Source organism: Kitasatospora sp. NPDC097643 (assembly GCF_040302625.1).
In the GTDB taxonomy this organism is placed as follows: domain Bacteria; phylum Actinomycetota; class Actinomycetes; order Streptomycetales; family Streptomycetaceae; genus Kitasatospora.
The window spans coordinates 158,658-173,946 of sequence record NZ_JBEOSA010000006.1 but is presented as its reverse complement, the minus strand read 5'-3'; the positions used below and the strand labels follow the sequence as shown (position 1 = coordinate 173,946).

The following is a 15,289-nucleotide window of genomic DNA, read 5'->3' as shown; positions in this document are numbered from 1 at the left end:
CGGAGGTCCGGGAGGACGATGAGCGCCGTGCTCGGGAGCCTGATCGCCGTCCTCGGCACGCTGCTGGGGTCCTTCAGCACCCACCTTTTCCAGCAGCGGGCCGCCGCGCGGACCGAGGCGGTGGCGCGCGAGGAACTGCTGCGCCAGGAACGCCTGGCCGCGTACAGCGGGTTCGCCGCGGCCGTGACCGAGCTCAAGCGCGCGGTCGTCACGGGGTGGCTGCGGCGGTCGGATCCGGCCGCGTTCGACCTGGCGCTCGCCGAGGCCGACCGGCTGGGCGCCGTGGCCGAGACGGCGCGGTTCCGGCTGCAACTGGTCTCCGGCCGGCCCGAGCCGCTCGCCGACGCCGCGTTCGCCTGTGTCGGCGCGCTGCGCGACGCGGTCGACCTGGCCGAACTCAGGGCGCGGGAGGCCGAGTTCGAGGCGGCGGTCGCGGCGTTCATCGCGGCGGCCGCGGCGTCGCTCAGGGCTGGTCCGCCGCCCGGACGGTGAGGCGGCCGGCGGCCTCGCGCCGGGCCAGGCGGCGGTCTTCCCGCTGCGCCCAGCGCCGTACCCGGTCGGGCTCCAGCGGGGTGCCGTGGCCGACGTGCAGGGCGGTGGGGTCGAGCGCCAGCATCGCCCGGAGGCTGGCGAGGTTGCGGACCGGGTCGTCGTGGAAGGGCGGGTTGGCGGGCCTTCCGGGGATGAGGCCCATGAAGGAGTTGGCGACCAGGTCACCGGCGACCAGGTCGCCCGCGTCGGTGAGGACGGAGACGGAGCCGGCGGTGTGTCCGGGGGTGGGCATGATGCGCCCGGCGACGCCGAAGTCCTCCAGGCTCGTTTCGGCGCTGATCAGCACGCCGGGTTCGAACGGTTCGGCCTGGACGTGGAGTTCCCTGCGGCGGGCCATGGCGCGGCCCATCGGACCGGTCGGTAGGTACGGCTCGCGGACCCGGCCGGAGCGGTACGGTCCGAGGTCGGCGACGTGGCCGGCGACGGGCGCGCCGGTGAGGCGGTGCAGTTCGGCGGCGGAGCCGAAGTGGTCGATGTGGCCGTGGGTGACGACGATCAGCGAGACGTCGGCCGGGTCCACCCCGTGCCCGGCGATCCGGTCGAGGATCCGCCGGCCGCTGCCGGGCGTCCCGGCGTCGACGATCACCGGCCGTCGGCCCAGCAGCAGGTAGGCGTTGACGGCGTGCCGGCCCAGTACGGGAATCGGGACGACCTTGGTGGCGGACATGGCGTACTCCTGGGTGTCGTGGCGGCCGCGGGTGCGGGCACGCCTGAGATCCGCCGGGCGGCGGTGGGCGGACGGTGCGCAATTGGCGGGTGGGGCGCGGTGGTTACCGGAAGCGGCGGCGGTACTCGGCGGGGGTGGTCCGCAGCCTGCGCTGGAAGGAGCGGTGCAGGGTCTCCACCGAGCCCAGGCCGCTGGCCGCGGCGATCTCCGACAGGCCGCAGTCGCTCTCCTCCAGCAGTCGCCGGGCGGCCTCCACACGGGCGGCCTCCACGTAGGCGGCCGGTGTGGTGTCGGTGTGCCGCCGGAACAGGCGGGAGAAGTGCCGGACGCTCAAGTGCAGTCGCTCGGCCAGGACTTCGGCCGAGAGGTCGTCGGCGAGGTGGTCCGCGATCCACCGGCAAATGTCGTCGATCCGGTCGTCCGCGGGGGTCCGGGCCTGGACCTGGGTCTGGACGGAGAGCGGCACGCTGAACTGGCTCTGCCCGCCGGAGCGTTTGACGTACATGACCATCATCCGGGCGGTGGCGAGGGCCACCTCCCGGCCGTGGTCCTCGGCGACCATCGCGAGCGCCAGGTCCAGCCCCGAGGTGACACCGGCGCAGGTCCACACCCGGCCGGACCGGATGAAGATCGGATCCGGGTCGACGGTGACCCGGGGGTGTTCGGCCGCCAGCCGGGCGGCGGTCAGCCAGTGGGTCGTGGCGCGCCTGCCGTCGAGCAGCCCGGCCGCGGCCAGCAGATGGGCGCCGGCGCAGATCGAACCGGTCCGGGCGGCCCGCGGCGCCGCCGCGCGCAGCCAGGCGGTCACCCGGGCGTCGACCACCGGCTCCACCGCACCGTCGACGAACTCGATCGCACCCGCCACGAGCAGGGTGTCGAACCGGTCGTCCACCTCGTCGAGGGTCAGGTCGGACACCAGCCGGAGCCCGCCGGCCGTCGGCAGCTCGCCGCCGTCGACGGTCGCGAGCCGCACCCGGTAGCCGGGCCGGTCGGCACCGAGGACCCGGGAGGCGACCGAGAACACCTCGGCCGGGCCGGTGACGTCCATCAGTTCCACGCCGGGGAAGGCGGCGATGACGACTCTGTGCGGTGCGGGCATGCGCTGATCATCACGCGGCTGCTCGGATGGCCGCAATGACGAGGTTGTGGCGGATCCGGCCATCGGTGCGCGCGGTGTGCGGCGTGCGGCGTGCGGCGTGCGGCGCTCGGAGCTCGGCCGGAGCTCGGGCGGGCGATCGGCCAGGAGCTCAGACGGTGCTCAGCCAGGTGTCCAGGGTGGCGAAGTCGGCATCGACGAGGCCGTGTTGGGGGTCGACGCGGTGGAGGAGGACGGGGGCGGGGGAGCGGGCCGTGACCCAGCGGTGGTCGGCGGGGCCGATCTCGTCGTCCACCCAGACGAACGGCCGGCCGGCGGCCCGGGCGAGCAGCGTCGGGGTCTTCCAGTGCACGCCGTCGGCCACCGCCGGGTCGGCCACCGCCGGGTCGTCCACCGGCCAGTCCACGACCGGTAGTTGGGGCAGGCCGAGCCAGGGCGCGAGGAGGTCGTTGGCGTCGGACAGCCAGGTGGTCGCCCACACCAGCTCGCAGGGCAGGCTCAGCAGCCGCCGCCCGAGGAGGGGGTCGACCCGGGTGAGCAGCGGGCTGGCGTCCGGGGCGGGCGCGGTGCGGTACGGGCTGTGGTGGACGGGGTAGCCGCCCGGCGGAGGTGCGCCGAAGGGGATGAGCGGTCCGTCGACGTCGAGGAACAACAGGGGAAGTCCGGTGCCCGTCATGACGGCACGATAGCGGGCCGGGCGGAGCGCCGATCGGCGACCCGGCCTGGCTCGGGTGCGCCGGGATCTCGTAGGGTGGCGCGAACGGGAGTGGTGGCAGTCACCACGCAGCAAGGGCATCAGACGCCGCTCAGCGGCGGGGCGGGGCGGTGACCAGAAGATGGCGGAGACGACGGCTGTCCCGGCAGGCCCCGACCCGGCAGCGGACGCGGGGCCCTGGGACGCCGTACCGCCGCTGCCGCCGCGCGGCCCGGCCGAGGAGCACCCGCCCGGGCCCGCCGCCCTGTACGACCCGCCGCCCGCACCGCCGGTCGCGGCGGCGGTCGCGGCACCCGCGCCGCCGCCCGTCCCGCCGTCGGCTCCTGCGGCGGCTCCGCTGCCGATGCCGCCGACCGGATGGACCCTCACCGGCATGCCCGCGGCGGGCGCACCAGCCCCGGCCGCGTCCTCCTCCTCGGCCACGCCGCTGCCGTTCCCGGTGCCGGGTGCCGGTGGTGCCGCCCCCGGTACGGGCGGGCTCGGGACGGCGCCGCGCGGGCGGATCCTGGTCGTCGAAGGCGGCTACGGCAACTCCGGCCGCCGCACCTGGGGCCGTGGCGGGCCCGCCCAGGCGGCCGTGCTGTCCGCGATGCTCGCCGCCGTCTCCCCGCAGGTGCTGCTCGCCGCCGACGCGGTCGACGCCGTCCACCTCCCGGGCGCCAGCGACCCGCAGACCGTCCTCGCCCACCTGCGCGCGGCCGCCCGCCACCCCGGGCCGCTCCTGGTCCACCTGGGCGGGCACGTCGTCGCCGACAAGCGCGGCGGCCAACTCCAGCTGACCCTGCGCGACGCCAAGCAGGACGGCCTGCCCTGGCAGGCCATCGCCGCCGAGCTGGGCCACCGCCCGGCCGACTGGCAGACCCTCGTCATCGCCGACCTGAGCGCCGACCAGAACGCCTGGCCGTACCTCCAGGGCACCGTCTCGCCGCTCAGCGAGGGCATCCCGCTCTGGGCCGTCGTCAGCCCGGACCCGGAGCAGATCGGCACCTTCACCCGCGCCCTGATCGAGGCCCTGCACGGCGGCCGTCCGGGTGCCGGCGACGTCCTCGCGCCCGAACAGCTGCGCCAGCAGGTGTATTCGGTGCTGCGCCCGGACGTGATCATCCTCGCCACGCACGCCCCGGACCGCCCGGTCTTCCGCAACACCGCCCGCCGCGCCGACGGGCCGGTGGGCGACGCCGTCCCGGCCGCGCTCCCCGCGCCGACGGCACCGTTCGTGCCGCGCCCGACGGAGCCGCAGAGCGCCGTTGCCGAACGGTCGTTGGCGACCCCGGCCCCGGCTGCTGCCCCGGCCCCGGCCGCGCCGGAGCCGACGCCCGCTCCGGTGGCGGCGGCCACGACTGCCGGCGGCCTGGTGAACCTGGTCAAGCCCGGCGTACCGCCCACCCCGCCCCCGCCGGCCCGCCCGGTCAGCCTGCTCAAGGGCGGGCCCGAAGGCCCGGCCGAGGATGTGCCGGCGGACGTGGCCCCGGCCGGCGAGGTCGCGTCGGACGTCGTCCCGTCGGACATCGTCCCGGCCGAGGTCATCCCGTCGGACGCGGTCCCGTCCGGCGAGGCTCCCTCCGGTGTGACGCTGCGCAAGCCCGCACCGGCGGACGCCGTCCCCGAGGACGCCGAACCGTCCGCCGGCGTGACCCTGGCCAAGGGCGGCTCGAAGGCCTCCGAGGAGCCGCAGGACGCCGTCCCGGCGGACGAGGTGCCGACCGATGCCGTCCCGGCGGACGAGGTGCCCGAGGTGCCCGAGGTGCCCGCCGACGCCGTCCCGGCGGATACGACGCCCGAAGCCGAAGCCGAGCCCGAGGCCGAGCCCGAGCCCGAGGCGCCCGCCCCGGTCGAGGCCCCTGCCCCCGCCCCCGCCTCGGCGGAGGCCTCCGCCGAGGCGTCGGCCTCCGGCCAGCCGCGCGCCGACTACCGCGAGGTGATCGGCCGGATCGTCCGCAGCGCCGACGCCGGGGACCACGCCGCCGCCACCGACCTGGCCTTCGCCCTCGAACTGGAGGCGATCGCCGAGCACGGCGCCGTGTCCGAACCGGTCCTCCAGGTGCGCCAGGTCCGCGCGCACGTGTGCCGCCTCGCCGGCCGGACCGCCGAGGCGGCGGACATCTACCGCGAGGTGGCGCTGACGCTGCTGCGCTCGCAGGGCGCGGACCACCCGGAGACCCAGCAGGCGGCCACCAACGCCGAGGCCTGTTGGCGCTCGATCCCGGACCGCGCGGAGGCGCTGCGCATCGCTCCGGAGATCATCGAGCTCCGGGCGTACCTCCCGGGCCGCGACAACCGCAAGCTCCGCGCCGCCGAGCGCTACCTCGCCCAGCTCGCGGCCACCGCCGCCCCGGCCGAGGGCTCCTGAGACCCGCGAACAACTGACAGCCGACAGATAACAGCCGACAGATAACAGACGACAGCGGACAGATAACAGATGCTGAAATCTGTTATCTGTCCGCTGTCAGTTGTTACCTGTTATCTGCTACCTGTAACGCTCAACGCCCCGCGAGCGCGTGGACGAACTTGTTGGCGTCGATGGTGCCCAGGCCGCTGGCCAGGTCGTAGCCCTCGGTGGCCTTGTAGCCGGTGACGCCGTTCCAGGAGTTGTCGCCCTCCTTGACGTCCACGATGCCGCTCCACTGGCTCGGGAGCAGGTTGAGGCCGTAGAGGCGCCAGTTGAGCTGGCCGAGGCGGTGGCCGGCGAGCTGGTCGGCGAGGGCGACGATGCCGGAGAACATCGGGGCGGCCTCGCTGGTGCCACCGGTGAGGTGCCAGCCGACGGCGGTCGGGTCGTAGGACTCGTACGTCCAGGCCGCGCCGTCGACCGCCGCGCTCATGCTGATGTCGGGCGTGCCGCGGTGGTTGCCGGTGGCACCCGCGACGCCGGCCTGGTACCAGGGCCGCTCGAAGATGCCGGAGATGCCGCCACCGCCGGCGCCGGACTTGTCGTTCCACACCTTGTCGGGCGCGGTGCGCTTGCCGCTGTCGTCCAGGGTGAGCTGGGTGCCGCCGATGGAGGTGACCAGCGGGTCGGTGGACGGCCAGGAGTTGACCTTGTACGGGTACAGGTCCTCCCCGTTGAGCTGCGCGTCGGTGGCGCCGTTGTCGCCGGAGGAGGCGAGCACGGTGACGTTGTGGTCGGCGGCGGCCTTGAACGCGTAGCGCAGGTCGGTGAGGGACTTGAAGTCGCCCTTGTCGTAGCCCGGGAAGGTGTTCTCGGTGGCGCCGAAGCTCTGCGAGATGACGTCCGCGCGGCCGGACTTGATGAGCTCCTTCTCGGCGTCCATCATCTCCGGCAGGCCGGTGGTGCCCTCGGTCTCGGCGACGCCGGTCTCGACCAGGATGATGTGCGCGTCGGGGGCGATCGCGTGGGCGTACTCGACGTCCAGGGTGGTCTCGCCGGCCCAGCCGGTGTGGTCGGGGTTCTTGGGGTCGAAGACGGGGACGTTGCCCCACTTGACCACCTCGACCTGGGTGTCCGGGATGCCCCACTGCTTGTCGAAGACCTCCAGGTCGTGCTGGATGGTCGGCGAGCCGAAGGAGTCGACGATGACGATCGTGCGGCCCTTGCCGGTGACGCCCTCCTGGTACAGCGCGTTCAGGTTGTAGGCGTTGCGGTACTGCACCGGCGAGTAGCAGTGGATGCCGATCTGGCTGACGCACTGGCTGGTGGTCAGCGGCGCGACGCGGGCCTGCGCGTTGTGGTGGCCCATGGACGCGGGGTGGACGTGGACGCCCGCGAGGTTGTGCGCGGGGGCGGCGCTCGCGGCGCCGACCGCCGGTACGGAGACGGTGCCGGCCGTGAGGGCGGTGGCCCCGACGGCGAGTAGAGCCAGGGCGCGGCGGAGGGTAGCGGGGCTGCCCATGGGACTCCTTGGGACGCAGGGCCCGACCTGGTCCGGTCGGGGCGGTTCGGCCATCCCATCGAGAGCCGCATGATCATGCCATAGTCATTTGGTGGGGTCGTCGTATCGGTGCCATGGTCATGCTCGGCCACGCGAAAAGGTAAAGGCCGTCCCAGGTGAAAGTAACCGTGCACCCGGGACGGCCATGTGATGACACGTCAGTAATATCTCACCGAGGTGTCAGCGGGCCCCGCCGTTGACGTACAGCGTCTGCCCGCTGACGTAGGAGGCCTCCTCGCTGGCCAGGAAGGCGACCACGGACGCGATCTCCTCCGGCTGTCCGACCCGGCGCAGCGGGGTCCGGGCGGCGACCTCCTCCTGCTGGTCCTGCGCCGTGCTGCCGATCCGTTCGGCGGTGGCCGCGGTCATCGCCGTCGCGATGTACCCGGGGGCGACGGCGTTGACGTTGATGTTGAACGGCCCGAGCTCGATCGCCAGGGTCGCGGTGAGGCCCTGGATGCCGGCCTTGGCGGCGGCGTAGTTGGCCTGGCCCCGGTTGCCGAGGGCGGAGCGCGAGCTGAGCGAGACGATCTTGCCGTACTTCTGCGCCACCATGTACTTCTGCGCCACGTGGCTGCAGTTGTACGCGCTGGTCAGGTTGACCGTCAGCACTGCGTCCCAGTCGGCCTTCGGCATCTTGAAGAACAGGTTGTCGCGGGTGATCCCGGCGTTGTTCACCAGGATGTGCACCCCGCCGAAGTCGCCGGCGACCTGTGCGAACACCGCCTCCACGGCGTCGTAGTCGGCCACGTCGCAGCCGTAGGCCCGGGCGGTGCCGCCCTTGCCGGTGATCTCGGCGACCGTCCCGGCCGCCCGCTCGGCGGTCAGGTCGACGACGGCGACCGCCGCGCCCTCCTCGGCGAGCCGACGGGCGGTGGCGGCGCCGATGCCCTGCGCCGCGCCGGTGACGACGGCGACCTTGCCCGCGAACCTGCCCGCGCGTTCGGTCACGTGTCCGGTCATGTGTTCAGTCACTGCAAGCCCCTTCAGGAGACGTTCTCGACGAGGACGGCGGTGCCCTGACCGACGCCCACGCACATGGTGGCGAGCCCGCGCCGGGCGCCGGTGCGGCGCATCCGGTGCAGCAGGGTGGTGAGGATGCGGGCGCCGGAGCCGCCCAGCGGGTGGCCGAGCGCGATCGCCCCGCCGCTGGGGTTGACCAGCTCGTCGGCCTGCTCGGGGCTGAAGCCGATGCCGTCGGCGGAGGCGAGCGCCTGCGCGGCGAAGGCCTCGTTCAGCTCGGCGGTGTCCAGGTCGGCGAGCGACCAGCCGGCCCGGCCGAGCACCTTCGCGGTGGCCGGCACCGGGCCGATGCCCATGACGTCCGGGTGCACCCCGGCGGAGGCGCCGGCCACGTACCGGCCGAGCGGCGTGAGGCCCAGGTCACGCAGCGCCTCTTCGCTGACCAGGACCAGCCCGGCCGCGCCGTCGTTCATCGGCGAGGCGTTGCCGGCGGTGACGGTGCCGCCGGGGCGGAACGCGGGCTTGAGGCGGCCGAGCTTCTCCAGGCTGGTGTCCTCGCGGATGCCCTCGTCCTGGCTCACCGTCACGCCGTCCGGGCGATCGACCGGGGTCAGCTCGGCGTCGAAGTGGCCGTCCTTGCGGGCGGCGGCGGCCCGCTGGTGGCTGCGCAGCGCGAAGGCGTCCTGGCGTTCCCGGGTGATGCCGTACCGGCCCGCGACCTCCTCGGCGGTCTCGCCCATGCTGAGCACGCCGTGCAGTTCGGCCATCCGCGGGTTGGTCAGGCGCCAGCCGAGCCGGGTGTCGTAGGTCTCGATCCGGTGCGGCAGGGCCTCGTCGGGGCGGGGGAGGACGAAGGGGGCGCGGGTCATCGACTCGCAGCCGCCGGCCAGCACCACGTCGGCCTCGCCGGAGCCGATGGCCCGGGCGGCGAGGGTGACGGCCTCCATGCCGGAGGCGCAGAGCCGGTTGACGGTGGCGCCGGGTACGGTGTCCGGCAGGCCGGCCAGCAGGACGGCCATCCGGGCGGCGTTGCGGTTGTCCTCGCCGGCCTGGTTGGCGGCGCCCCAGTAGACGTCGTCGATGCGGCCCGGGTCGAGGGCGGGTACGTCGGCGAGCAGGGCGCGCAGCACGGTGGCCGAGAGGTCGTCCGGGCGGACCGTGGCGAGCGCTCCGCGCAGCCGGCCGATGGGTGTGCGGCGGGCGGCGGCGAAGTAGACAGGACGCACGTCGTGCTCCTAATCGGGTGATCTGGTGATCGGGTGATCGGTGGAGGGTGGGCGTTTTTTGGTGGAGGTCAGAAGGCGTTGACCCCGGTGAGGGCGCGCCCGATGAGCAGTTGGTGGATCTGGCTGGTGCCCTCGTAGAGGGTCATCACCCGCGCATCGCGCAGGTACTTGCCGACCGGGTACTCGTCGATGAAGCCGTAGCCGCCGAACACCTGGAGCGCGTTGTTTGCGGCCCGGACGGCGGCCTCGCTCGCGTGGAGCTTGGCGACGGAGGACTCGGTGGCGAACGGCAGGCCGCGTTCGATGTGGTCGGCGACCTTCCAGGTGAGCAGCCGGGCGGCCTCGACGTCGACGGCGATGCCGGCCAGCAGTTCCTGGACGAGCTGGTGCGAGGCGATCGGCTTGCCGAACTGTTCGCGCTCGCCGGCGTAGCGGACGGCGGCCTCCAGGCAGGCGCGGGCGATGCCGACGCAGCCGGCCGCGACCGACATCCGGCCCTTGGCCAGCGCGGACATCGCGACCCGGAACCCCTGGCCGACCTCGCCGAGCCGGGCCTCGTCGGGCACCCGGACGCCGTCGAAGGCGAGTTCGGCGGTGGCCTGGCCGCGCAGGCCGAGCTTGCCGTGGATCTCGGTGCGGGTGAAGCCGGGCAGGTCGGTGGGGACGAGGAAGGCGGTGATGCCCTTGTGCCCGGCCAGCGCCGGGTCGTCGCCGCCGGTGCGGGCGAAGACCAGGGCGACGTCGGCCCAGGTGCCGTTGGTGATGAACGTCTTGGCGCCGCTGATCAGCCAGTGGTCGCCGTCGCGGACCGCCCGGGTGGTGAGGTTGGCGGCGTCCGAGCCGGTGCCGGGCTCGGTGAGGGCGAAGCAGCCCAGCGCGTCGCCGGAGGTGAGCCGGGGGAGCCAGTGCCGCTTCTGCTGCTCGGTGCCGTAGCCGTTGATCGACTTGGCGACCAGGCCGAGCGAGACCGAGACGATGCCGCGCACGGCCGAGTCGCCGCGGCCGAGCTCCTCCAGCACCAGGCAGTAGGCGAGGTGGTCGCCGCCGCTGCCGCCGTACTCCTCGGGGATGGTGAGGCCGAGGAAGCCGATCTTGCCGAGTTTGCCGATGATCGTGCGGTCGACGGACTCGGCGCGGTCCCACGCGGCGGCGTGCGGCACGATCTCGCGGTCGGTGAAGTCGGCCGCGAGGTCCCGGACGGCGCTCTGCTCCTCGGACAGCTCCAGGTTCATGGTGACGACCATCCCGTTAAACTAGCGCTGCAAGTTTTTACGGGGGGACTGTAGCCCCGACCGGCCCGCGCTGGGAAGGGGCGCCGGGGCCGCCTGCCAGAATCGGTCCCCGTCCCACCCGACCGGAGGAACCGGAGGAAGCGCCCCGATGGCCCGCCCGCGCACCCCGCTGCTCAACCGCGAGCGCATCGTCGCCGCCGCGCTGCACCTGATCGACACCGAGGGCCTGGACGCCCTCTCCACCCGCCGCCTCGCCACCGAGCTGTCGGTCAGCGGGCCCTCGCTCTACAACCACTTCGCCACCAAGGACGAGCTGCTGGACGCGGTGGTGGACACCGTCATCGGCGAAGTCGACCTGTCGATGTTCACCGGGGTGTCCGGTGGGGTGCCCGGAGATGCGTCCGGCGAGGTGCCCGGGGAAGTGCCCGGCGGGGCGACGCCCTGGCCCGAGGCGCTGCGCGACTGGGCCCGCTCCTACCGGGCCGCCCTGGCCGCCCACCCCAACATCGTCCCGGTGCTCGCCCAGGGCCCGGGCCGGCGGCCCAACGCGCTGCGTCTGGCCGATGCCGTCTTCGGCCACCTGGTCGAGGCCGGGTGGCCGCGCGGCCAGGCCACCCGGATCGGCGCGCTGATGCGCTACTTCGTCACCGGCTCCGCGCTGGCCTCCTTCGCGGCCGGCTTCCCGGCCGACGCCGAGGTGTACGACGCCGCCGACTACCCGCACCTGGGCGAGGCGCACCGGCTGGCCGGGCACCGCGGCACGGTCGACGAGGGCGCGTTCGAGACCGGCCTGGAGGCGCTGCTGGACGGGCTCGCCCTACGCTTCGAACGCCTCGCCGGGGGCCGCCCCGCGGAGCGCCGGCCGGCCGGCGAGGTGAACGCTCACCAGGGCTCGCGCGCCACGAACGCCGGCCGCAGCGCGGGGTCCACCGGGTCGTAGTACCGGTGGTAGACGGGCGTGAGCCCGCCGGAGACCGGGGGCACGATCCAGCTCCAGTCCGCCGGGGTGGGCCGGCCCAGCCGCCGCTCCTGGGCGACGTGCCTGAGGAAGCGCTCCGACTCGGTGTGGTGGTCGGCGATCGTCACCCCGGCCTCCTGGAAGGAGTACAGCACCGCGATGTTGAGCTCGACCAGCGCGCGGTCGCGCCAGAGCGTGCGGTGGCTGGAGGTGTCGAGGCCGAGCCGTTCGGCGACGGTGCCGAGCATGTCGTAGCGGTCGGCGTCGGCGAGGTTGCGGGCGCCGATCTCGGTGCCCATGTACCAGCCGTTGAACGGCGCGGTGGGGTAGCGGACGCCGCCGATCTCCAGCGTCATGTCGCTGATCGCCGGGACGGCGTACCAGCGCAGGCCGAGCTCGGCGAACCATGCGTGCTCGGGGTGCAGCAGCGGGACCTCCAGCGTGGTGTCGTCCGGCAGTTCGTACCAGGCGGGGCGCTCGCCGGGGCGCTCCTGGACGAGCAGCGGCAGCACCTCGAACCGGTCCTCGGCGCACTTCCAGCCCAGGTCCACGGCGCGGGCGGCGAGCGCGGCGCCGGCCGGGTCCCCGACGACGCGGCCTCCGGCGACGCGATCCCCCACGACGCCGTCCCCGACGTCGTCCCCGACCCGGTGGCCGGCGTAGCGGACCAGTTGCTGGTTGAGGATCCGGGCGGCCGGGCGGCCGGGCCGGTCGGGGGCGAACACCGAGACCACCGGTCGGATCCGCCCGCCGTTCCCGGCCAGGCGCAGGTGCTCGAAGCAGCCGTCGGCGATGTCGTCGGCCGAGCTCAGGTGGCGCAGGTCGCGCACCACCAGGCTGCGCCAGTACAGCCGGCCGATGCAGCGGGCGGCGTTGCGCCAGGCGAGCCTGGCGCCGTAGGCCAGTTCGGCGGGGGTGTGCTCGTAGCTGCCGGTGCGGTCGATCTCGCCGAGGACGGCGCGCACCCGGGCCGCCGGGTCGCCGGCGGCGGGCCGCTCGTGGTGGAACTGGCGGATGAACGCGGCGGCCTGATCCGGGTCGGTGAACGCGGGCGCCGTCGCGACAGCCGGTTCGGGGAGAGCCGGTTCGGGGAGAGCCGACGCGACGGGCGTGCGCGGTGCCACGACGGCCGGTCTGGCGGCGGGCGCCGGGTGCGCCGCCGGGGCGTGGGTGTGGGCGTACGGGCAGCCGCCGGCGGGAGCGGCGGCCGGTCCGCGTCTGCTGCGGGTGCGAAGCCGGTTGAAGATCAAGGACACATCCCTCCTGTCGCACAGGAGTACCGGAGGTGGCCGCGCCGCCGCAGAGAGTGAACGATTCGGCCCCCGCGCCCGCGCTGATCGCGCTAGGGTGCGGGGGCCGAAAGGTCCGACGGTCTGATCAGCTCATGTGCCGATCAGCTCGTCTCCGGATCAGCTCATGTCCGGATCAGCCCATGTCCTCGAGTCGGACGCCCTTGGTCTCCTTCATGAACTTCGCCACGAAGACGATCGACAGCGCCGCGAACGCCGCGTACACCAGGTAGGTCGCCGACAGGTTCCAGCGCGACAGCGAGGGGAACGTGACGGTGATCGCCCAGTTGGCGATCCACTGTGCGGAGGCGGCGACGGACAGTGCGGCGGCCCGGATCCGGTTGGGGAACATCTCGCCGAGCATCACCCAGACGACCACGCCCCAGGACATCGCGAAGAACAGCACGAAGGCGTTGGCGGCGATCAGCGCGACGGTGCCCTGGAGGTCGGGCAGCGTGACGTTGCTCCCGGTGCCGGTGGCCGAGGAGAACGCCCAGCCGGCCGCGCCGAGGGCGACCGCCATGCCGGCCGAGCCGATCAGGGCGAGCGGCTTGCGGCCGATCCGGTCGACCAGCAGGATCGCGACCACGGTGCCGAGGATGTTGATGACCGAGCCGATGAAGCTGATCAGCAGCGAGTTGCTCTGGTCGATGCCGACCGACTGCCACAGGATCGACGAGTAGTAGAAGATCACGTTGATGCCGACCAGCTGCTGGAACACCGACAGGCCGATGCCGACCCAGACGACCGGCAGCAGGCCGAACCGGCCGCCGAGCAGGTCGCGGAAGCGCGGGCGGTGGTCGGAGGCGATCAGTTCCCGGATCTCGGCGATCCGGGTGTCGGGCTCCACGCCCTCGGCCTCGACGTCGGCGAGCACCCGGCGGGCGTCGTCCAGCCGGCCGGCCTGGATCAGGTAGCGGGGGGACTCGGGGATCACCGAGGCGAGCACGAAGTACACCACGGCCGGGACGACGCAGATGCCGAGCATCCACTGCCAGGCCTCCAGACCGAGCAGCTGCCCGCGGGTGTCGCCGCCGGCCGCGTCCGCCAGCAGCCAGTTGACCAGCTGGGAGATCGCGATGCCGAGCACGATCGCGGCCTGCTGGAAGGAGGCCAGCCGGCCGCGGTACTTCGTCGGCGCGACCTCGGCGATGTAGGTGGGGGCGATCACCGAGGCGATGCCGATGGCCGCGCCGCCGAGGACGCGCCAGACGGCGAGGTCCCAGGCGGAGAAGGGCAGCATCGAGCCGAGCGCGCTGACCGCGAAGAGCAGCGCGCCCGCCTTCATCACCTTGATGCGGCCGTACCGGTCGGCGAACCGGCCGGCCACCGCGGCACCGACCGCCGAACCCAGCAGCGCGGAGGAGACGATCAGACCGGTCACGCCGTCGCCGACGCCGAACTTCTCCTGGATGCCGGAGACGGCGCCGTTGATCACGGAGCTGTCGTAGCCGAACAGGAACCCGCCGAGGGCCGCTGCGGCAGTGATGAAGACGACGAAGCCGAGGCGGCCGGGCGCGGAGGCCTCGACCGCCCCGGAGGGCTTTTGGGTGACGCTCACGATCTTGACTCCTGGTACTCAACACTGAGCTCGGTAGTCGCGATCGTAACCCCTGTTCATTCAAGTGTTGTACATCGGCCCGGCCTCAACTCCCTTCAGGAATTCGTAAGGTGAATTATCAAATGCGTCCCACGGGCCCGGCGGTCAGACGAGCCCGACGGTCAGACCGGCTCGCCGAGCGACAGCCCGAACCGGCCCTCCTGGTCCGTCCACCAGTGGCTCAGCCGCAGCCCGGCCGCCGCCAGCTCGCCGGCCACCCGCTCCCGGCGGAACTTGGCCGACACCTCGGTGCGCAGCTCCTCGCCCCGGTCGAAGTGCACCGGCAGGTCCAGGGCCGGGATCTTCACGGTCTGCGAGCGCAGCGAGCGCAGCCGCATCTCGATCCACTCCTGCTCCGGGTCCCAGAGCGCGACGTGCTCGAACGCCTCCGGGTCGAAGTCGGCGGCGAGCTCCCGGTTGAGCACGTTGAGGACGTTGCGGTTGAACTCGGCGGTGACCCCGGCCGCGTCGTCGTAGGCGGCGACCAGCACCGCCGGGTCCTTGACCAGGTCGGTGCCCAGCAGCAGGAAGTCGCCCGGGTCGAGTGCCGCGCGCAGGCCGCTCAGGAAGGCCGCCCGCTCGTCGGGCAGCAGGTTGCCGAGGGTGCCGCCGAGGAAGGCGACCAGCCGGGGCCCGCCACCGGAGGGCAGGTCGAGCCGGGCGGTGAAGTCGGCCAGTACCCCGCGCACGGCGAGCCCGGGGTACTCGGTGGCGAGCGCGATGCCGGCCGCGGTGAGCGCGCTCTCGCTGACGTCCACCGGGACGTACGTCTCCAGGGTGCCGAGCCCGCGCAGCGCGTCCAGCAGCAGCCGGGTCTTCTCGGAGGAGCCGGAGCCCAGCTCGACCAGGGTGCGGGCCCCGGTGGCGGCGGCGATCTCGCCGGCCCGGGCGGTCAGGATGGCCCGTTCGGCGCGGGTCGGGTAGTACTCCGGCAGCCGGGTGATCTCCTCGAACAGCTCGCTGCCCCGCGCGTCGTAGAACCACTTCGGCGGCAGCCACTTGGGTTCGGAGGTCAGGCCGTGCTGCACGTCGTGGCGCAACGCGGTGCTGAAGTGGTCGGCGGGCAGCAGACGGGTGAGATCAAAGGTGTCCATGGCAGGG

At 73.6% G+C, this 15,289-nt stretch carries 13 protein-coding genes; 3 read left to right on the top strand and 10 right to left on the bottom strand.

Going from position 1 to position 15,289, the window contains the following annotated elements; all coding sequences use genetic code 11:
* Positions 1–18: 18 nt before the first annotated feature.
* The gene (gene kilB, locus ABTY15_RS06720) at positions 19–492 is read left to right on the top strand and encodes a plasmid transfer protein KilB (protein WP_350577111.1); all 474 of its coding nucleotides are present in this window, start codon (positions 19–21) and stop codon (positions 490–492) included.
* On the opposite strand, the gene ABTY15_RS06715 is transcribed toward kilB, so the two are convergent.
* From ABTY15_RS06715 to ABTY15_RS06705, 3 genes are all read right to left on the bottom strand, one after another.
* The gene (locus tag ABTY15_RS06715) at positions 464–1,219 is read right to left on the bottom strand and encodes an MBL fold metallo-hydrolase (protein WP_350577108.1); all 756 of its coding nucleotides are present in this window, start codon (positions 1,217–1,219) and stop codon (positions 464–466) included. The genes kilB and ABTY15_RS06715 overlap by 29 nt on opposite strands.
* Positions 1,220–1,322: 103 nt before the next feature.
* Positions 1,323–2,318, bottom strand: a complete 996-nt coding sequence (locus tag ABTY15_RS06710) for a GlxA family transcriptional regulator (RefSeq protein ID WP_350577106.1) — start codon at positions 2,316–2,318, stop codon at positions 1,323–1,325.
* Between the two features lie 148 nt (positions 2,319–2,466).
* Complete coding sequence (locus tag ABTY15_RS06705; protein ID WP_350577103.1) at positions 2,467–2,991, bottom strand: HAD domain-containing protein; 525 nt, start codon at positions 2,989–2,991, stop codon at positions 2,467–2,469.
* Positions 2,992–3,151: 160 nt separating this feature from the next.
* On the opposite strand from ABTY15_RS06705, the gene ABTY15_RS06700 reads away from it, so the two are divergent.
* Positions 3,152–5,380, top strand: a complete 2,229-nt coding sequence (locus ABTY15_RS06700; protein WP_350577100.1) for a hypothetical protein — start codon at positions 3,152–3,154, stop codon at positions 5,378–5,380.
* A gap of 130 nt (positions 5,381–5,510) precedes the next feature.
* On the opposite strand, the gene ABTY15_RS06695 is transcribed toward ABTY15_RS06700, so the two are convergent.
* The 4 genes from ABTY15_RS06695 to ABTY15_RS06680 all read right to left on the bottom strand — a co-directional run bounded on the left by ABTY15_RS06695 (position 5,511) and on the right by ABTY15_RS06680 (position 10,341).
* Positions 5,511–6,881, bottom strand: coding sequence for a S53 family peptidase (locus tag ABTY15_RS06695; protein ID WP_502893433.1), 1,371 nt, complete (start codon positions 6,879–6,881; stop codon positions 5,511–5,513).
* A 219-nt stretch (positions 6,882–7,100) separates the two neighbouring features.
* Positions 7,101–7,883: a 3-oxoacyl-ACP reductase FabG gene (gene fabG / locus ABTY15_RS06690; protein ID WP_350577225.1), complete on the bottom strand. Its 783-nt coding sequence runs from the start codon at positions 7,881–7,883 to the stop codon at positions 7,101–7,103.
* Between the two features lie 23 nt (positions 7,884–7,906).
* Entirely contained in the window at positions 7,907–9,109 is a 1,203-nt protein-coding gene (locus ABTY15_RS06685; RefSeq protein ID WP_350577097.1) for a thiolase family protein, read from the bottom strand.
* 68 nt (positions 9,110–9,177) lie between these two features.
* Positions 9,178–10,341 carry an acyl-CoA dehydrogenase family protein gene (locus ABTY15_RS06680; protein WP_350577222.1) on the bottom strand — a complete coding sequence of 388 codons (1,164 nt, stop codon included), beginning with the start codon at positions 10,339–10,341 and terminating at the stop codon, positions 9,178–9,180.
* Positions 10,342–10,489: 148 nt separating this feature from the next.
* On the opposite strand from ABTY15_RS06680, the gene ABTY15_RS06675 reads away from it, so the two are divergent.
* Positions 10,490–11,281, top strand: coding sequence for a TetR/AcrR family transcriptional regulator (locus ABTY15_RS06675; RefSeq protein WP_350577094.1), 792 nt, complete (start codon positions 10,490–10,492; stop codon positions 11,279–11,281).
* Here ABTY15_RS06675 and ABTY15_RS06670 read toward each other — a convergent pair.
* From ABTY15_RS06670 to egtD, 3 genes are all read right to left on the bottom strand, one after another.
* On the bottom strand, positions 11,224–12,423 hold the full coding sequence (locus ABTY15_RS06670; RefSeq protein WP_502893437.1) for a nitric oxide synthase oxygenase: 1,200 nt from the start codon (positions 12,421–12,423) through the stop codon (positions 11,224–11,226). The two genes, ABTY15_RS06675 and ABTY15_RS06670, sit on opposite strands and share 58 nt — an antisense overlap.
* Positions 12,424–12,724: 301 nt before the next feature.
* Entirely contained in the window at positions 12,725–14,149 is a 1,425-nt protein-coding gene (locus ABTY15_RS06665) for a sugar porter family MFS transporter (protein ID WP_350577091.1), read from the bottom strand.
* Between the two features lie 161 nt (positions 14,150–14,310).
* Positions 14,311–15,282: an L-histidine N(alpha)-methyltransferase gene (gene egtD / locus ABTY15_RS06660; protein ID WP_350577089.1), complete on the bottom strand. Its 972-nt coding sequence runs from the start codon at positions 15,280–15,282 to the stop codon at positions 14,311–14,313.
* Positions 15,283–15,289: the final 7 nt, after the last annotated feature.

What these genes read in the sequence shown, in the direction of transcription:
- kilB (WP_350577111.1), top strand. Translation starts at nt 19, where the DNA reads ATGAGCGCCGTGCTCGGGAGCCTGATCGCCGTCCTCGGCACGCTGCTG.
- ABTY15_RS06715 (WP_350577108.1), bottom strand. Translation starts at nt 1,219, where the DNA reads ATGTCCGCCACCAAGGTCGTCCCGATTCCCGTACTGGGCCGGCACGCC.
- ABTY15_RS06710 (WP_350577106.1), bottom strand. Translation starts at nt 2,318, where the DNA reads ATGCCCGCACCGCACAGAGTCGTCATCGCCGCCTTCCCCGGCGTGGAA.
- ABTY15_RS06705 (WP_350577103.1), bottom strand. Translation starts at nt 2,991, where the DNA reads ATGACGGGCACCGGACTTCCCCTGTTGTTCCTCGACGTCGACGGACCG.
- ABTY15_RS06700 (WP_350577100.1), top strand. Translation starts at nt 3,152, where the DNA reads ATGGCGGAGACGACGGCTGTCCCGGCAGGCCCCGACCCGGCAGCGGAC.
- ABTY15_RS06695 (WP_502893433.1), bottom strand. Translation starts at nt 6,881, where the DNA reads ATGGGCAGCCCCGCTACCCTCCGCCGCGCCCTGGCTCTACTCGCCGTC.
- fabG (WP_350577225.1), bottom strand. Translation starts at nt 7,883, where the DNA reads ATGACCGGACACGTGACCGAACGCGCGGGCAGGTTCGCGGGCAAGGTC.
- ABTY15_RS06680 (WP_350577222.1), bottom strand. Translation starts at nt 10,341, where the DNA reads ATGAACCTGGAGCTGTCCGAGGAGCAGAGCGCCGTCCGGGACCTCGCG.
- ABTY15_RS06675 (WP_350577094.1), top strand. Translation starts at nt 10,490, where the DNA reads ATGGCCCGCCCGCGCACCCCGCTGCTCAACCGCGAGCGCATCGTCGCC.
- egtD (WP_350577089.1), bottom strand. Translation starts at nt 15,282, where the DNA reads ATGGACACCTTTGATCTCACCCGTCTGCTGCCCGCCGACCACTTCAGC.